At 28.6% G+C, this 17229-nt stretch carries 6 protein-coding genes and 3 pseudogenes; 4 read left to right on the forward strand and 5 right to left on the reverse strand.

Annotated elements, in window-relative coordinates; all coding sequences use genetic code 11:
• Positions 1-151: 151 nt before the first annotated feature.
• Together ACWUD1_RS04280 and topA are read right to left on the reverse strand one after the other, a co-directional pair.
• Positions 152-2641, reverse strand: coding sequence for a helicase-related protein (locus tag ACWUD1_RS04280; protein ID WP_472756546.1), 2490 nt, complete (start codon positions 2639-2641; stop codon positions 152-154).
• Positions 2642-2644: 3 nt separating this feature from the next.
• The gene (gene topA, locus ACWUD1_RS04285; protein WP_472756547.1) at positions 2645-5182 is read right to left on the reverse strand and encodes a type I DNA topoisomerase; all 2538 of its coding nucleotides are present in this window, start codon (positions 5180-5182) and stop codon (positions 2645-2647) included.
• Positions 5183-5257: 75 nt separating this feature from the next.
• Between topA and sbcD the strand changes: the two genes are divergently transcribed.
• The 4 genes and pseudogenes from sbcD to ACWUD1_RS04305 all read left to right on the forward strand — a co-directional run bounded on the left by sbcD (position 5258) and on the right by ACWUD1_RS04305 (position 10952).
• A complete protein-coding gene (sbcD, locus tag ACWUD1_RS04290; RefSeq protein WP_472756548.1) occupies positions 5258-6493 on the forward strand; it encodes an exonuclease subunit SbcD in 1236 nt (411 codons plus the stop codon).
• Positions 6480-9345, forward strand: a pseudogene (locus ACWUD1_RS04295) (AAA family ATPase). The gene sbcD and the pseudogene ACWUD1_RS04295 overlap by 14 nt, the downstream one beginning before the upstream one ends.
• A gap of 48 nt (positions 9346-9393) precedes the next feature.
• Entirely contained in the window at positions 9394-10323 is a 930-nt protein-coding gene (locus ACWUD1_RS04300) for an ROK family protein (protein ID WP_472756549.1), read from the forward strand.
• Positions 10324-10332: 9 nt separating this feature from the next.
• Positions 10333-10952: pseudogene (locus ACWUD1_RS04305) on the forward strand (copper homeostasis protein CutC).
• Between the two features lie 81 nt (positions 10953-11033).
• Here ACWUD1_RS04305 and ACWUD1_RS04310 read toward each other — a convergent pair.
• The 3 genes and pseudogenes from ACWUD1_RS04310 to ACWUD1_RS04320 form a co-directional block, all read right to left on the reverse strand.
• The gene (locus tag ACWUD1_RS04310) at positions 11034-11858 is read right to left on the reverse strand and encodes a lipoprotein (protein ID WP_472756550.1); all 825 of its coding nucleotides are present in this window, start codon (positions 11856-11858) and stop codon (positions 11034-11036) included.
• Positions 11846-14992, reverse strand: a complete 3147-nt coding sequence (ileS, locus tag ACWUD1_RS04315) for an isoleucine--tRNA ligase (protein WP_472756551.1) — start codon at positions 14990-14992, stop codon at positions 11846-11848. The genes ACWUD1_RS04310 and ileS overlap by 13 nt, the downstream gene beginning before the upstream one ends.
• Positions 14977-17216, reverse strand: a pseudogene (locus tag ACWUD1_RS04320) (AAA family ATPase). The gene ileS and the pseudogene ACWUD1_RS04320 overlap by 16 nt, the downstream one beginning before the upstream one ends.
• Between the last annotated feature and the right edge of the window lie 13 nt (positions 17217-17229).

Consider the following 17229-nt stretch of genomic DNA (forward strand, 5'->3'; position numbering starts at 1 on the left):
ATAGCTTAGTTTATATTAACTTTTAATATGAGTCTAGTTTAAATATTATTTACATAAATTATTTATATATAAATAATTTATGTAAAGTTTTTTTATTGGCCTTTTTTTAAAGTTTAAATAGAGTTTAAATGTTATTTTGTGTTTCGAATTCTTAAAAAAAGAAATTTAGCTTTTTATAGACTTTATTCAATGTCTTGTTAATAGGAGTAAGTTTTTTAATATTATCTTGATTGTCAATCAGGGTTTTAATGCTATCCATTGATTCTTCAATTGCTATTATAAAGCTTTTTTGAGGCTTTAACCAAAAATTATCAGAATAATCACTTCTAAGCGATAGAAAAAGAACAGAAGCTTTATTGGGATGTTTAATAAAGTTCATAGTATTTTCTAGGATATTTTTTATTTTATCAGTTTCATTAATGTTGACATTTGAGTTTTCATATGTTTTGACAAGCGTCCAGTTTGGCTCCATGCCATTTACTATACGCATTATTTCTATTAATTTTTTATTTTTAAATATAATTAAGTTTTCATGTGTTAAGTTTACGAGCATATTTTTTATGGCTTTCTCTTTTTCATTTTTTAGTCCTTTCAAGATTAATTCTTTGGCTTCCTTTAAACTCAGTGTTAATTGATTGTTATGTTCATTATGATTATTAAATTTCTTGCTCCCAAGAGTAGTTATTTCATTTTTTAATGAAGATTTCTTATCTTTTTTGCCTAGTGTTTTATGGGCATTATTTAGTTTTTTATCCTCTTTGTGCGTATTTTTGTATTCATCTGCACCATTAAGATGGATATCATTGATCCATTCTTTTTTAAGTACTCCAATTGCTCTGGCATATCTTTTACTTGTTTCGATGATTTCTCCTGCAACGAAATATTTCACAGAATCTGTGTTAATCAGTGAGCCAGGATGAATTACTACATTTTTGGCTTTGATTGTTTTATATTTATTTTTTGAGGTTTTAAAGCAAATATAATCTTTCATGCCTCTCATTATAGATTTTAGATAGCCTTCATGATCAATTGTGTTCTTTCGTACTATTGGAATATTAAAGCTACTCACAATATTTTCAAGCTGTCTTTGCACATTAGTAATTTCTTCAAGGCCTTGCAAGTCTAAGTAGTTTTCTTTGGCAAATTCTTCTTTATTAAGAGCTTTTTTGTAGTCTTCAAATATATTAATAAATCCTATTAAATCTCCTAGCGGATTTTTATATTTCAAATGAGCTTGTCTAGCTTCTATTTCTTCGTTTTGAGGTAATAAGAAAATTCCACTTGTGGATAAGAATGATAGACCAATCGTTGTTGGATATATTGCTTGTTGATACTTCATCATTGCTTCAACTAACGCCCTTGAATGTATTGGTATTAGAGGAAAAATTATCATATATTTGCCAATTTCCGTAAGTTCATTTTTTTCATTTATTGCATCTAGGGATCTTAATATATCACTTGCTGTTTGAATGGATTTAATTGACGGTTTCGAAATGAAGTCAAATTTTGTAAAATTTCTGATTCCTATGTCTGCCATTCTTAATATTACTTCAGAGAGATCTGTTCTGTATATTTCTTCCTTTTGATATTCATCTCTTAGTTGATATTCATCTCTTTTATATAGTCTGTAACATGTTCCTTTTGAGAGCCTTCCTGCCCTTCCTGCTCTTTGTGTTGCAGATGATTTTGAAATTGAAACTTCTTGGAGTGAGTAAGTATGTGTTTTCATCTGGAATCTATTTGTTTTTACTTTTCCGCTATCAATTACTATTTTAATGTTTTCAATTGTAATTGAAGTTTCTGCAATGTTTGTAGATACTATAATTTTTCTTTTATTTTTTGGTGTGGGCATGAATATTTGTTCTTGCGCCTCTTTTGCCATTCGACCATATAGGGGTAATATTATTAGATCTTTTGACTTTAATTCGTGAATTGCTTTTATTGTTTCTTTTATTTCCTTCTCTCCAGATAAGAATATAAGGATATCACCTTCTTTTTTTTCTTTGATAATCCCACTAATTATTTCTTTTATTTTTAATATCATTGATTTTGATGTATTCAATAATGGTGGATTATAGATTATTTGTACAGGATAAGCAATTGTTTCTATGCTAAGTATTGGTGCGTTGTTAAAATATCTTGAAAATACTTGTGTATTAATTGTGGCAGATGAAATGATAACTTTAAAATCGTCTCTTTTTTGTAGTATATCTTTAATAAGCCCTAGGATGAAATCTATGTTTAAACTTCTCTCATGTGCTTCATCTATTATTATTACATCATATTCATAAAGCAGAGTATCTTTTTTGAGTTCTTGTAATAAAACTCCATCTGTCATTAATTTGATTTTGGTCTTTGGACTTATAATTTCTTGGAATCTTATTTTATAGCCTACCTCTTCTCCAAGGTCTACGCCTATGTGCTTAGCAATGTATTCTGCTATTGATACTGTGGCTATCCTTCTTGGTTGTGTCACTCCGATTTTACCAGATTTTGACAACCCTGCTTCATATATTATTCTTGGTATTTGTGTAGTTTTTCCACTTCCTGTTGGACTTTCTACTATTAAAACACTATGTGTTTTTAAAATCTTAATTAATTCATTTTTATATTTATAAATTGGAAGTTCAAAATCATTCATATCCTACATTAGTCCGAAAACATAAGTTGCATCTATTTTATTAAGGTCAATATTAGTAGGCAAATCAACCTTTTTCCTTTTAATTTTAGCATAGAATTTATCATTTTGTTTGTAAACATAAATTTTATTTCCAACTTTATTTTTTGATAGCGATATTATTTTTACAATAATTCCGTTTTTTTCTAGTTTTGCATCTAGGAGTTTAATTGCGTCTTCTAATGTTATTTCATATGCTTTTATTCCCTTCTTGAGTGGGCATATTATGCTGTTAGTTTCAGTTTTAATATAATCTCCAAAAATTCCTGTTGTAGCAATTATTTTTTCATTGTTTTTTGGATACTCTCCTATCACTTTAGGAAGTGATAGGAGCTTGAGCGCAAGCTCTAGGTTTATATTTTCATATGCTATGTTTTTTGTTGAAACTTTTTTAGCTTTTATTAATTTAGCCTTTTTAGGCTTACCTTTTTTTGTGAATTCTTGTGGCGCATATGTGTCCTCCCCAAGTTGAATAATTCCTCCATATTTTGAATTTTTATATATTATGTTAAGCCCTGTTTCAGGATCGACTCCTAATATATTAGGTTGTATTTCTTTTTCTGCTATTATTTTTTTTATTTCCTGTTCTTTATATAGATTTTCTAATGGTGTTGTTACATTGATTGAGTAATTATTTCCGTTAGAAATTAAATAAGGACCAAATTTGCCAATATTAATTTTATAATTAAATTTTTCATCATTTTGATATTCATAGACTACTCTAAATTCTTCGGGACTGATAATGGGTTCTATCTTATTTATTGTGTTTCTTAGTCCTTCCTCTCCATTATAGAATTTACTTAGATATTTTATTTTGTCTAGCTTGCCTATTGCAATTTTGTCTAGGTTTTCTTCCATATTAGATGTGAACTGTAGTTCAATTAGTACTGGGAAATATTTTTTAAGAAGATTTATAACCGCGGCTCCTTTTATTGTTGGTATTAGCGTATTGTTTTGTTTAAAAATATATTCTCTTTCAAAGAGTGTGGAAATAATTGTTGCATAAGTTGAAGGTCGTCCTATGCCTTCTTTTTCAAGTTTTTGGATAAGTGATGCTTCTGTGTATCTAAATGGAGGTTTTGTTTCGTGTTCTTCTGGTTTCATATCTAATATAGTAAATTTATCACTTTTTTTTATGAGAGTAAAATCTATTGAATTGTTTTCATCAGACATTTCACTGTTTTTTAGAAACCCATCAAAAATGATTTTTGTGGAACTTGATCTGAAAGTTAAATTATTATATTGCAATGTTATTTTAATAACTTTTTTAATTGCATCTTTCATGACCGATTCAATAGTTCTATCCCATATTATTTTGTATATTTCTTTGGCAGTATCACTTTCTATTTGTATTTTTTCAGGGGGAGTAAACATTTCCGAAGGTCTTATGGCTTCATGAGCATCTTGTGCCATTTTGGCTTTAGTATATATTCTGTCGTTTTGTTCTATATATTCTTCACCATATTGTTGCTTTATGATGGTTTTAATTTTCTCTCTAGCAGTTTTTGCGATATTATAAGAATCTGTTCTCATATAAGTTATGTAACCATTTTCATACAATTTTTGTGCATAATTCATAATTTGTTTGGTTCCTATTTTTAGTCTTCTGTTGATTTCTTGCTGCAGAGAAGATGTAATGAATGGTTTGGGAGGAGATTGTCTCATCTCTCTGGTTTCAATTGAAATCACTTGAAGTGTTTTCGACTTGTTTAATTCATTTATAATCTCATTTATTAATGTTTTGTCTATTACAATGGTTTTGTTAGGATCGCGCAGAGTACCTGTGTCATTTACAAAGTCTTTGCTCTCGGCGACATTTTTATCATCAATCTTTTCCAATATTGTTTTAATCTGCATAGCATTTTCAGCGTGCTTACATTGAAGTGTAAGAGAGTAATACTTGGCTTTTTTAAAATTTATTCTTGTCATTTCCTTTTCTATAATCAATTGAAGACCAACGGATTGTACTCTACCGGCAGAGAGGCCGTAGGCAATTTTTTTCCAAAGTAAAGGAGATATGGTATACCCATAAAGCCTATCTAGTATTCTTCTTGTTTCCCCGGCATTAACAAGATTCATATTAATTTCTCTTGTATGCTTAAGTGAATCAATTATTGCGCTCTTCGTAATTTCATGAAACACCATTCTTTTATATTTTTTAAGCTGTAATATTTCTTTTAGATGAAATGCTATTGTTTCTCCTTCTCTGTCTTGGTCAGTTGCAATATATATTTCATCTTTATCTTTTATTAGGTTCTTAAGTTTTTCAATTACCTTTCTTTTATTATCTGGGATAATGTAGAGTGGTTTAAAGTCATTTTGATAGTCTATAGAAAGGCTTGCCCATTCCAATTTTTTATATTCTTTAGGTATTTCTTTAGCACTGTTTGGCAAATCTCTTATGTGCCCTATGCAGGCTTCTATTGAGAATGACTTATCAAGATATTTTTTTATTGTTACTGCTTTTGTTGGTGATTCTACTATGACTAATTTTTTTTGTTGCATAAAACCCTTATATGTATATAATATAATATAATGTATAAATTATTATAATTTTTCAATAAAAATCATGTGGTATTTATGAGTTCTTGGAAAGTTTTGCATACTTCTGATTGGCATATTGGTAAAAAAATTGGAAATTTTTCTAGGCTTGAAGAACAGAAAAGTTTTTTAAATTTTTTGTTAGAATTTATTAAAAGTGAAAAAATTGATCTTTTGCTTGTTGCTGGCGATGTTTACGATTCTAGGAGGCCTGGTTTTGAAGAACAAAAGCTAATAAATGATTTTTTTTATGAATTATCTTTTACGTCTTGTAAGTGGTGTGTAGTTATTACCGGAAATCATGATAAGAGAGATTATTTTAATATTAATAAAAAGATATTTTCAAAATTGAATTTTTTCTTAGTTACTGAAGATGAATTTTCCAATAAAGTGATCTTTTTAGAAGATGATCGTTGTGATATTCAATTTATTATTGCTTGCATGCCTTACAGTAATGAAAGACTTATTGTGAATCAAAATTGTGGGGATAATATAGAATTACAAGATGTAATTTTTCAAAAAAAGCTACAAGAGGCTTATAGAAATCAAATAATAGATATTATTGAATCTCTTGATGATAAGTATCGTCATATTCCTAAAATATTAATTGCACATTCGTTTTTTTCTAATATCCGAGTAGTTGGCAATATTGGAAATAGCTTTATTATTCCTGTTGATGTTTTTGGAAATGATTTTTCTTATATTGCGCTTGGACATATTCATAGCTTTAAAAAATTAAAAGATAACATAGTATATTCAGGTTCTCCAATTCAGTATTCATTTGATGAGGATATTAATAAATATGTGAATGTTCTATTTTTCAGTGAAGGGAAATTAGTTGATCAAGATAAGATTTTGCTTCCTGTATTTGGTAAATTGCATTTTTTACAAGGTTCTTTTAATGAGATTATGAGTGATTTGTATAAGGTTAAAAATGAGACTTCTTATCTTTGTTACGTAAAAATTGAACTTAATGAGAGAATAAGCGCAGAATTTGAAGAGCAGATTTATGCTTTAATCAGATTGAGCCTAATTAATATATTTGATATTTATTATAATGTTCAAGATTCAGAAGAGTCTTTAAAAGAAGAGAGAAAATTATTTTGCAGAGATGAAATACTAAGTAGAGATGAGAAGTATTTTTTTCAAGAAAAGTTAAAAAGAGATATTATGAATGGCTTTAGGAAGGGAAAAAAATTTAAGGAAGAGGAACTTATTGCTCTTTTTGAAGAGGTGGTGCTTAAGGGAAGAGCAGGAGAATATGAGAATAAATAAATTAGTATTTAAAAATATTGCTTCTTATAAAGGCGAATATGAAATAAATTTTGACACTCCTATTTTAAAGAAGTCTGGTATTTTTTTGATTTCTGGCAATACTGGTTCTGGCAAGAGTACAATTTTGGATTGTATTACCCTTGCTCTTTACGCACGAGTTTATAGACTAGATAGAAATATAGCAGATTCAATTTCAAGAGGTTTTGATAGTGCTTATGTTCAACTTACCTTTACTGTTTCTGAAAAAATTTATAGTTCGTTTGTTGAACTTAATATAAAGCAAAAGGAGACACCAAAAAATATGGTGTTAAATTGTTTTAGTGAGGGGACTGTAATTGAAAATAGAGATGATGCTTTAGCTTATATTAAGAGTCTTTGTAGATTGGATTTTGAACAGTTTTGCCAGACTGTTATTTTGCCGCAAGGTAATTTACAGGAATTTTTAACGGCAACTCCAAAAAGTAAGACAGCAATAATTGATAATATCTTTAATTTAAAGAAGTACGATGATATTGAAATTTTTTTAAAAAAAGAATTAGAGTTTACAAAATCCAATAGAGAAAAATTGGAATATTTGGATAAAAATGCAAAAGATGAATTTAACCTTAATAAGAAAAAATTAGATGAGTTAAGTGATTTTTTAAGTTTAGTTGATATAGAAACTTTAAAAGGAAAACTTAATAATATTTATAATTTAATATCTGTTTGTGAGGAAATAATCAAGTTTAATCAGAATTATTTAGATATTCAATATAGAATAAATGATTTGGAATTAGAATTATCTTCTAAGGCTAGGAGTAGAGAAAAGTTACATTATGAGTGTTCTTTGCAAGAAGAGGCTAAATCAAAATTGGATGAAGAGCTTGAATTTTACACTTCTAATAAGTTTTTAGAATTGGAAAATTGTGTTAAGAGACAGAGTGAACTTTTAAAAGATAAAGATAGATTTGTATTGGAGCTTTTAGATATTCAAAAGGATTTAGAGGAATTAAAATACTTGGATTTAGATAACTTTAATTTTGATTACGTAAAAGACTTGTACCATCAGAATGTTCTTTTTTCTGCAATAGACTTTGATGAAAGAGCTTATGATAGATTGCTTGCAAAAGAAAAGCAGTTGGAAGATAAGATAAAGAAATTATCAGTAGAGCAGAAAAGTAAAAATATTGAAATTAAAAATATTACTTCGGAAACAAAATCTTTTGATTTTGATCAGTATGTTTATTATGAGGCATTAAAGTTATTAAAGGGATTTTACGAAGAATTAATATTAAAGTATAGAAAAGAGCTCGATTTATTATTAAAGTCAGGTGATAGGGAGAGTAGTGATTCCTCGCAAAAGATCGTCATTAATATTAAAACAGACTTGTATAAAGCATTTTTAGAACACCTTGATGTTAATAAACGGTCTTCTGAAATAGATATAGAAAATCTTACGTATCTTGAAAGTGCATATAGAGCATATCAAGGGAAAGAGCAATTAAAAATTAGTAGTTTAAATGATTTCTAGAGTTGAATTCAAGACTTCAAAATTTGCAATCAGAGTTAGATAGTCTTAAGCAGGATATCTTGAATAATAGAGAAAATAGAATTAAATGGGAATCTCAAGTCTTAAATTTTAATAAAAATAATGCAGAAATTTTAAGAAGAATTGGTCAAGATTTGTTTTATAAATATATAGATTATTCTGACAGGAATAAAATTTTGATTTTTGAAGATAAGCTGAGGGAAGTTGCAAATTTGAGATCAATGTTGAAAGATTTGAGTTCTAAAATCTCTTTGAAAGAAGTAGAAATTAAAGAGATTTTGGAGAAAATAGGAGATTTAGTATTAAGTTTTAATTTAAATATAAATTTAAGTGATCCTACTTTATTGGAAAATAAGCTTGACGAACTTTTAAGAGCTAAAGGGAGATAAAGAATAATCATGCTAGGATAGATTTGCTTCTTAGTAAGAGTATTAATGAAAAGCTGAAACTTGAAAGTCAAATTGAAATCATAAAACAAACCATATTGGGTTTTGAAAATGAACTTAAAGATAGCTTTGATAAAATGATTTCTAATTTTTTAAATTTGAAAAGATTAATGGAAGATGGGTTAGTTGGTATTGCTATTGAAGATTCTATTTTTTTTCTTGATTCTTTAAAACCTAGTGAAGATAGTTTAAAGAATTTTTTGAAGTTAAAGTCTGATTTTATGTCCCAAATTGAGGTTGTTTCCAGGGATATTAGTCAATATGAGTCAAATCTTTTAAGTTTACAGACTCTTAAGGCAGAATTGAGTGAACAACAAATTAAGTTAGAAAATCTTCAAAATGAATTAATTAATGTAAATGAGCATAATGATAAATTGGAAGTTTTAAAGAAAGTTGTGACTGTTTCTCCTAGTTTGAAGTATTATGTTCAAAGCTTTTTGATTGATGAGATCTTGACTATATCAAATAAAAAATATTTAAGCATTATTCTTCCCGATTTTGAGCTTAAAATTAATACAGGCAGCAAAGATTTTAATTTTTTGGTTCAAAGCAAAAGAGATGGAAATATGACTCGTAGTGTTAAAACTTTGTCTGGTGGTGAAAGATTTCTTGTATCTTTGTCTCTTTCATTAGCCCTTTCAGATATGATAAGAGACAGTGAGCTTAAGATAGAAGCATTTTTCCTTGATGAAGGGTTTGGAAGTCTTGATGAGGACACTTTGAAAATGGTTATTCCAAAACTTGCAGAGTTTCAGCGTGTTGATGGGCGTCAAATCGGTATAATATCTCATGTTTCTTATTTAAAAGAAGAGATTAAAACTCAAATAGTGATAAGTAAGATTGCAACAGTTTCGCGAATTACTATAGAGGGTTTTTAATTTTTTATTGTATAATTACCTGACTATTTGAAGAATATGGAGTTTTATATGGAACATTATGTTTCAATTGATGTTGGAGGTACTAGTACTAAATATTCTCTTGCAGATGGTGTTGGTAATTTTCTTGATAGACATGAAGTTAAGTCGGGTACCACTGTTGACGAGCAAGTTAGTATTTTGGTCGAAATAATTAATTTTTATCAAAAAGAAAGAAATATTAAAGGTGTTGCAATTTGTATGCCCGGATTTGTTGATCCTAAGGGAATTGTGATTAGGGTTAATGCCATTAAAGGATTTATTGATTATCCTTTAAAGAAAAAGCTTGAGGATTTAACAGGGGTGAATGTTGAGATTGAAAATGACGCTAATTGTGTGGCTTTGGCAGAAAAATTTAGAGGTAATGCTATTCATTCTAATAATTTTATTGCTTTAACTCTTGGGACAGGTATTGGCGCTGGAATCTTTATGAATGGAAAACTTTGCAGGGGATATTCTTTTATGTCTGGCGAGGTTGGATTTATGATTACTAGAGGCCTTGGCAATAATATTCCTTTTAATTGTAGATGGGAGTCTATAGCTTCTGTTGCGTCTTTAAGGAAGAGAGTTGCCAGTCGTTTGGAAATGAATTTTGATGAAGTTTCTGGAGAATATGTCTTTGCTCTAGCTGAGAATGGCAATATGCATGCCAAAAATGAAATAGAGTGTTTTTTTGAAACTTTATCATTTGGCATTTTTAATTTGACTTTCATTTTAAATCCTGAAAAAATCTTAATTGGAGGCGGTATAAGTTCCAGATCTGATCTGATAAGTAAAATATATGATCAATTAGAAAATTTATGGTCTTTAGAGTTAGCGCATATTTATAATAATGACATCAGAAAACTTGTTAGGCTTGAGACAACTAAATTTAATAATGATTCTGGTAAAATTGGAGCATTATATCATTATTTTGTTGAAAATAAATTACTATTTAATTAGGGCATTTAGATGATAAAAGAGGCATGTGTTTTTAATCTATTAGAGGCTTTAAATGCTGCCAAGCTTGGTGCCACTAGGATTGAGCTTTGTGAAAATACAACTTGTGGGGGAACTACCCCTTCTTATGGTACCATAAAAGTTTTAAAGGAAGCTTTAGATATTCCTATTGTTGTTATGATTAGGCCAAGATGCGGGAATTTTGTATATTCTGATTTAGAATTTCAGGCTATGAAAGAGGATATTAAGTGTTGCAAGAATCTTGGAGTGGAAGGTGTAGTTTTTGGAATTTTGAGAGCTGATTATGAGATTGATATAGATAGAACTAAAGAGTTATTAGACTTATCTTATCCTTTAAAAATTACTTTTCATAAAGCAGTGGACAAAACTTTTGATCTTAATCATCTATTGCGAGTCTTTTAGATATTGGTGTTCATCGAATATTGACCTCAGGAGGAGGGGCTAGGGCTGAAGATTCACTTATAGTACTTCAAGACTTAATCCGAATGACGGGAGACAAGTTAGAGATTGTTGTTGCAGGTAAAGTTACTAAGAACAATATTGATATTATTGATTCTGTTTTGGGTGCAAAAGCTTATCATGGACGACTTATTGTCGGTAATTTAAGTTGATTTTGTGAATTTAAAAAGATGTGAGATTAATTTGATGAATTATTAGTTATTTATTAGACGTTGAGTATTTGATTCAGATATTTATGAGTTTTCATGTTTATTTAATATTAAGTTTGTTATGAATTCTTTTACACTCATTTTATTAACATTAAATTTAAGTTCTACGGTATGTTGATCTTGTATTCTGGATTTTATAGGACTTGAAATTTTTATTTTTGTTGCACCTGCTATCAGAATTGGCATTAGTTTCTTGGATAAAATAGATAGTATTGTTGGATTATCAGTGTTTAAGTAAATTTTTAAATTATAGTCATTGTCATTTTCACTATTGGCTATTAATATCCCTTTGTCAAAGGGCGTGAGATTTATTTTTGCTAGTTTGCTTGGCATTAATTTAGTGATATCTTTTATCCAAATAAATATTTCATTCTGATTAAGTATATCCATGTATTGGGTTGTTAATATATTTTCTTTGTTATGTGTTATTTCTTGTTGATTTATTAAGATTCCCCTTTTATTTTTAGTGGGTGTTATATAAATATTTGAATTTTTTATCTTCCATTTTGGATTTGTAAAGATGTTTCCATGGGATTTAAAATTTGAGTTGTTATGTATTCCCCAAAAGATATTTTTAGGAAAATTTCCTGTTATTACTGCTGAAAAAGTTTCCGGTTCTTTTGTGTAACTTAAATATAAGTTGCCAACAGCATGAAGTCCGATTTTGTGTTTTAGTTTGAGCGTACTGTAAATGAATCTGTTTTTAGATAGGTTTATATAAGCATATATATCTGCTCCAGGATCTAATAGCATAATTGAAGATATATTTTTTTTAGGTTCATTATAAGTTAAAGTTTGACAGCCCATAAAAATAACAACTATGCAGATGTTGATAATTAATTTGACCATTTTTCAATACCTATATTTATTAATATTTCATCGTCAATTTCTATCTTTTGCAATGCTTTTTTTTGGTCGATTTCTATTTTTAGTGTTAAGGTTTCAGTTTTAATATGACTTTCGAATTGATTTATTATTTTATTCAGTATCTTATTGTTATCTATATAGAGCATGATTCGATCACTAACATTCAAGTTACTTTCTTTTCTTAGATTTTGTACTTTTCTTATAAGTTCTCTTGAAAGTCCTTCTAAATATAATTCTTCTGTTATCAAAGCATTAAGTCCAATTGTAACAGAATCTTTATTTATTATTTTCAAGTTTTCTTTTTCGTGTCTTTCTAGAATTATGTCTTTTAGTGTAATATTATATATATCTTTCTTAATTTTAATTGTATGTTGATTACCATATATGATTTTTAGTATATCTTCATTCTTGAGCTGCATTATTTCTAATGCTACTGCTTTCATATTGTTGCCAAGCTTACTTCCAAGTTCTTTAAAGTTCGCTTTTGCTTTGTAAGTTACTAGTTCTTCTTCATTAGATTTTATTTTTATTTCTTTTGCATTAATTTCCTCAAGTATTATGTCTTGCATTTCATTTAATATTTGTTGTTCTTTTTGATTTTTTGTAACGACATAAATTGTGCTAATAGGTTTTCGTATTTTGATGTTATGCGATGTTCTAAGTGCTCTTGCAATGGAAACTACCTTTCTTATAAAATTCATTTTTTCTTCAAGTTCTGTGTTGATAAGTGAATCAACCTTTTGTGGATATTCGTTTAAATGGATTGATTCTTTTTCATCTTGAATTTTCAGATTTTGATAGATTTCTTCTGTTAAGAATGGAATAAACGGTGCGAACATTAGTATTAAATTCTTTATTGCATAGTACAGTGTTTCATAAGCGTCAATTTTATCACTATCATTTTCAGATTTCCAAAACCTTCTTCTTGATCTTCTTATATACCAATTATTTAACTTGTTAATGAATTCAATAAGTTCTTCTATTGATTTTGTTAAATTATATTTGTCTATCTCTTCATTTAATATTTTTTTTAGACTTTCAATTTCGCTGATGATCCATTTATCAAGTATATTAGTTTTTCGTAGTAGTACTATATTGTCTATATTTTTTTTAGGTTCAAAATTGTCGATTCTGGCATAGGTTATGAAAAATGCATAGGCGTTCCAGATAGGAATTACAATATTTTTTAAAACATCTCTAACTCCATCATCGTTATACTTTAAATCATCAGCTTTTACTACAGGGCTCATTACTAGATAAAGTCTTAAGGCGTCAGCTCCAAATGTATTTATTACTTCCATTGGATATGTATAATTTCTAAGTGATTTTGACATTTTTCTTCCATCACTAGATAGTACTAATCCGTTGACTATTACATTTTTAAACGCTGTGTTTTCAAAAAGAGCAGTTCCTAGAATTGTTAACGTATAAAACCAACCTCTTGTTTGATCTAAGCCTTCTGCAATAAAATCAGCAGGGAAAATATTGTGAAAATTATTTTTATCTTTAAATGGATAATGCTTACTTGCATAAGGCATAGAACCAGATTCAAACCAACAGTCTAAAATTTCACTTGTTCTGATATATACACCACCATATTCACTAGGCCAAGTGATTTTATCAACTTTATCTTTATGTAGGTCATTTATTTTTTGTCCTGAGAGTCTTTCAAGTTCTTCTCTCGAGCCTATGCATATTTTTTTTCCTGTCTTTGAACATATCCAGACTGGTATTGGGTTTCCCCAAAATCTATTTCTACTTATTGCCCAATCACGCGCATTTTCTAGCCACTTTCCGAAACGCCCCTTTTTTAAGTGTGAAGGCATCCAGTTTATTTGTTCATTTGATTTTATGAGTTTTTCTTTTATCGCTTCAATATTAACAAACCATGAGCTTATTGGTCTGTAGATTAGAGGTGAATTTGTTCTGTAGCAAAATGGATATCTGTGTAGAAAGTTTTCTCTTTTGAATAAAAGGTTCATTGATTTTAATTTTTCTATTATTTGATTATCTGCATCTTTAACAAATAGTCCTTCTAAATCTTTGACTTCATTTGTGAATCTGCATTCAGCATCTATAGGCGTTATCATATCAATTTTTGTGTTTTTTCTAAGTATTTTATAGTCTTCTTCTCCAAAAGGTGCTATATGCACTATGCCGGTCCCATCATCAGTTGTGACATATTCTGCTGTGTGGATTCTGAAAGCACCTTTGTCGCGTTGATTTGAGAAATAATTAAATACGGGTTCATATTCTATCCCTTTGATGTGTTCACCTTTGAAGTTTTCTATTATTTTATATGATTGTTCGTCTTTGTAGTAATGACTTAATCTTTTTGTTCCAATTATAAATGTTTGATTTTTTTCTTTGTCAAATATTTTTGAGTAGTCTATATCTTTTCCAACAGCAATACCAAAATTTGTAGGTAGTGTCCACGGTGTTGTTGTCCATGCTAGTAAATATTCATTTTTATCTTTAACTTTAAATTTTATAGTTATTGATGGGTCATTGATTTCCCTGTATTCACCAAGATTAACTTCAAAATTTGAGAGGGGTGTTGCAAGCTTTGGGGAGTATGGTAATACATAATAACTTTCATAAATTAAACCCTTATTATAAAGTGTTTGGAACACCCACCATACAGATTCCATGAAGGTTATGTCCATCGTTTTATAATTGTTTTCAAAGTCAACCCATCTGCCTAATCTTGAAATTGTTTTTTGCCATTCTTTTGTGTATCTGAGAACTATATTTCTGCATTCTGCATTAAACTTGTCAACTCCATATTGTTCTATTTCATATTTTCCAGAAATTTTTAAATATTTCTCTACTTCATATTCTACGGGTAAACCATGGGTATCCCATCCAAAATATCTTTTAACGTGCTTGCCTTTCATTGTTTTATATCTTGGGATTATGTCTTTAATTGTATTTGGAACAAAATGTCCAAAATGAGGCAGCCCTGTTGCAAAGGGTGGTCCGTCATAAAATGTAAACTCTTCACACCCTTCTCTTTGTTGCATTGATTTTTCGAAGATTTTATTATCATTCCAAAATTTTAATATTTTTTCTTCTATCTTGGGGAAATTTGCTTTGCTTTCTACTTTTTTGAACATGAGATTTCCTTCTGTTTGATTTTTATATCATTTTGTTCTATTTGTTCTAAATTTATTTTTATTAAATTGATATTGGGATTTTTAAATATTTGGTTAAGAATTTTTTCTTCTATCTGTTCTTTTATTGCATTTAATATACTTCTTGCACCAGAATTTTTATCATAATAGTTTTTGATTATATGTTGTTGAAGCTTTTTATCAATTTCTATTTTAATGTTTTTTAAATTGAATTTTTGAGTGATTTCTTGGCAATAATTATCATAAATTAAACATAATCTTCTTCTTTTAAGACATTAAGAATTATTTTCTTTTGTATTTTATCTAGTATTGATGACTTGAATTTTGTTTTAAGTTCATTGTCTATTTCATTTTTGATATTTATATTATTGTTTATGTGATTGAACCCAATGCTTCCTTTTCCAAGTAATGTTTTAGTGCCAATAGATGTACTTAGAACGATAATGGCATTTTTAAATGATATTTTATCTTCTTTAGTACTGATTAACTCTCCGTTTTCAAGTATTTGTTCTATTACGTTAAGTACCGAATTATGTGCATTTTCAATATTTTCAAGTATGATGAAGGTTCTGGGGTTATATTTTAATCTATTTGTTAAAATTCCACCATCGCTGTAGCCTGTGTAACCTGGATTTGTTCCTATTAGCTTTGATATGGAAATTTCTTCTTTATAGTCTGACATATCTAGTTTTAATATTGAATTTTAATCTTTGATCATGATACTTGATATTGTTTTTGCTAGCATTGTCTTTCCGCTTCCGCTTGAACCTATGAGTAGTATTGATGTTAGAGGTTGTGTGTTATTGATGTTAAGTTTTGACCTGACCATCTCTATGATTATCTCATTTATGGCATGTTCTTGTCCGATTATTTTTCCTTTTATATTGATTGCTTCTGTTTTAAGTATATCTATTTCTTCTTTTATGTTAAATCCTACCTTAATATCTAATAGTTCATCAACTGTGCTTTTGATATCTTCAATGTTGACTATCTTTTTATTTGTTTTTTGTTGTTTTTTTTGAGCTCCGGCCATATCGATTAAGTCGATGGCCTTATCGGGGAATTTTTTGTTGATTAAATAATGTGATGATAGATAGATGACATTTTCTATGGCTTCCTTTTCATAGGTAACACCGTGGTAATCTTCAAAGTTTTTTATTATGTTATTGAGTATGTTAAGAGTTTCTTTTTCATCAGGTTCCTTGATCGATATTGTTTGAAATCTTCTTGTAAATGCTTTGTCTTTGGCGATATGTTTTCTATATTCATCATAAGTTGTTGCACCTATCATCTGTATTGCAGAGCGAGCCAAAACAGGTTTTAAAATATTTGCGGCATCAATAGAGCCTTCAGAATTTCCAGCTCCTATCAGAGTATGTATTTCATCAATAAATACTATTATGTCTTTATTGTTTTTGATGGATTTAATTATATTGTTGAGTCTTTCTTCAAATTCACCCCTATATTTTGTTCCTGAAACTAAGTCAGAAGCGTCAATTTGTAATATGACTTTGTTTTGTAATTGGCTCTTTATTTCTTTACTTGCAATTTTTATGGCAAGTCCTTCAACGATTGCTGTTTTACCAACACCTGGGTCTCCTATTAAAATTATATTATTTTTATTTCGTCTTTCAAGTGTATTTATTAGTGTCTGAATTTCTTTTTCACGACCTACTAGAGGATCAAGTTTGTTTTCTTTTGCAAGTGTTGTTAGGTTTTTAACATATTTATCGATTTCAAAGTAATCATTTGTAAGTCTTATTTCGTCTTCAAATTCTTTGTATGTTTCAATTAATCTTATTTTGTCTATACCTGCCATTACGTTCTCTTCATTAAAATTAAAGCTTAATTTGTTAAGTTTATATTTTTTTAGAAGTTTTTTTGTTTTTAAGATTTGATAAAAGATTTCTTTTGTGCCTATTGAAGCTTTAGACTTAAATTCTTTTTTTGTTTGTTCAATAAGTATGAAAATTTCTCTATTGATCTTTGGGATTATAATCTCATTTACATCGACTAGAACTTTTTCTAACTTTTCTATTTCACATAATGTGTCTTGTTTGATATTTTTCAAAGTTTTAGTGTCTATTTTTTTTATTTCAGATTTCTTTGGACAAATCAGTATGGACATTAACAAATGCCAGATTGAAACTTCTCTATTTTTATTTTTTCTAGCAACTTCTCTCGCACATACTTCAACTAAATTTATTAAGTTTTCTGCT

The sequence above is a fragment of the Borrelia tillae genome, from assembly GCF_055693965.1.

What these genes read in the sequence shown, in the direction of transcription:
- sbcD (WP_472756548.1), top strand. Translation starts at nt 5,258, where the DNA reads ATGAGTTCTTGGAAAGTTTTGCATACTTCTGATTGGCATATTGGTAAA.
- topA (WP_472756547.1), bottom strand. Translation starts at nt 5,182, where the DNA reads ATGCAACAAAAAAAATTAGTCATAGTAGAATCACCAACAAAAGCAGTA.
- ACWUD1_RS04280 (WP_472756546.1), bottom strand. Translation starts at nt 2,641, where the DNA reads ATGAATGATTTTGAACTTCCAATTTATAAATATAAAAATGAATTAATT.
- ACWUD1_RS04300 (WP_472756549.1), top strand. Translation starts at nt 9,394, where the DNA reads ATGGAACATTATGTTTCAATTGATGTTGGAGGTACTAGTACTAAATAT.
- ACWUD1_RS04310 (WP_472756550.1), bottom strand. Translation starts at nt 11,858, where the DNA reads ATGGTCAAATTAATTATCAACATCTGCATAGTTGTTATTTTTATGGGC.
- ileS (WP_472756551.1), bottom strand. Translation starts at nt 14,992, where the DNA reads ATGTTCAAAAAAGTAGAAAGCAAAGCAAATTTCCCCAAGATAGAAGAA.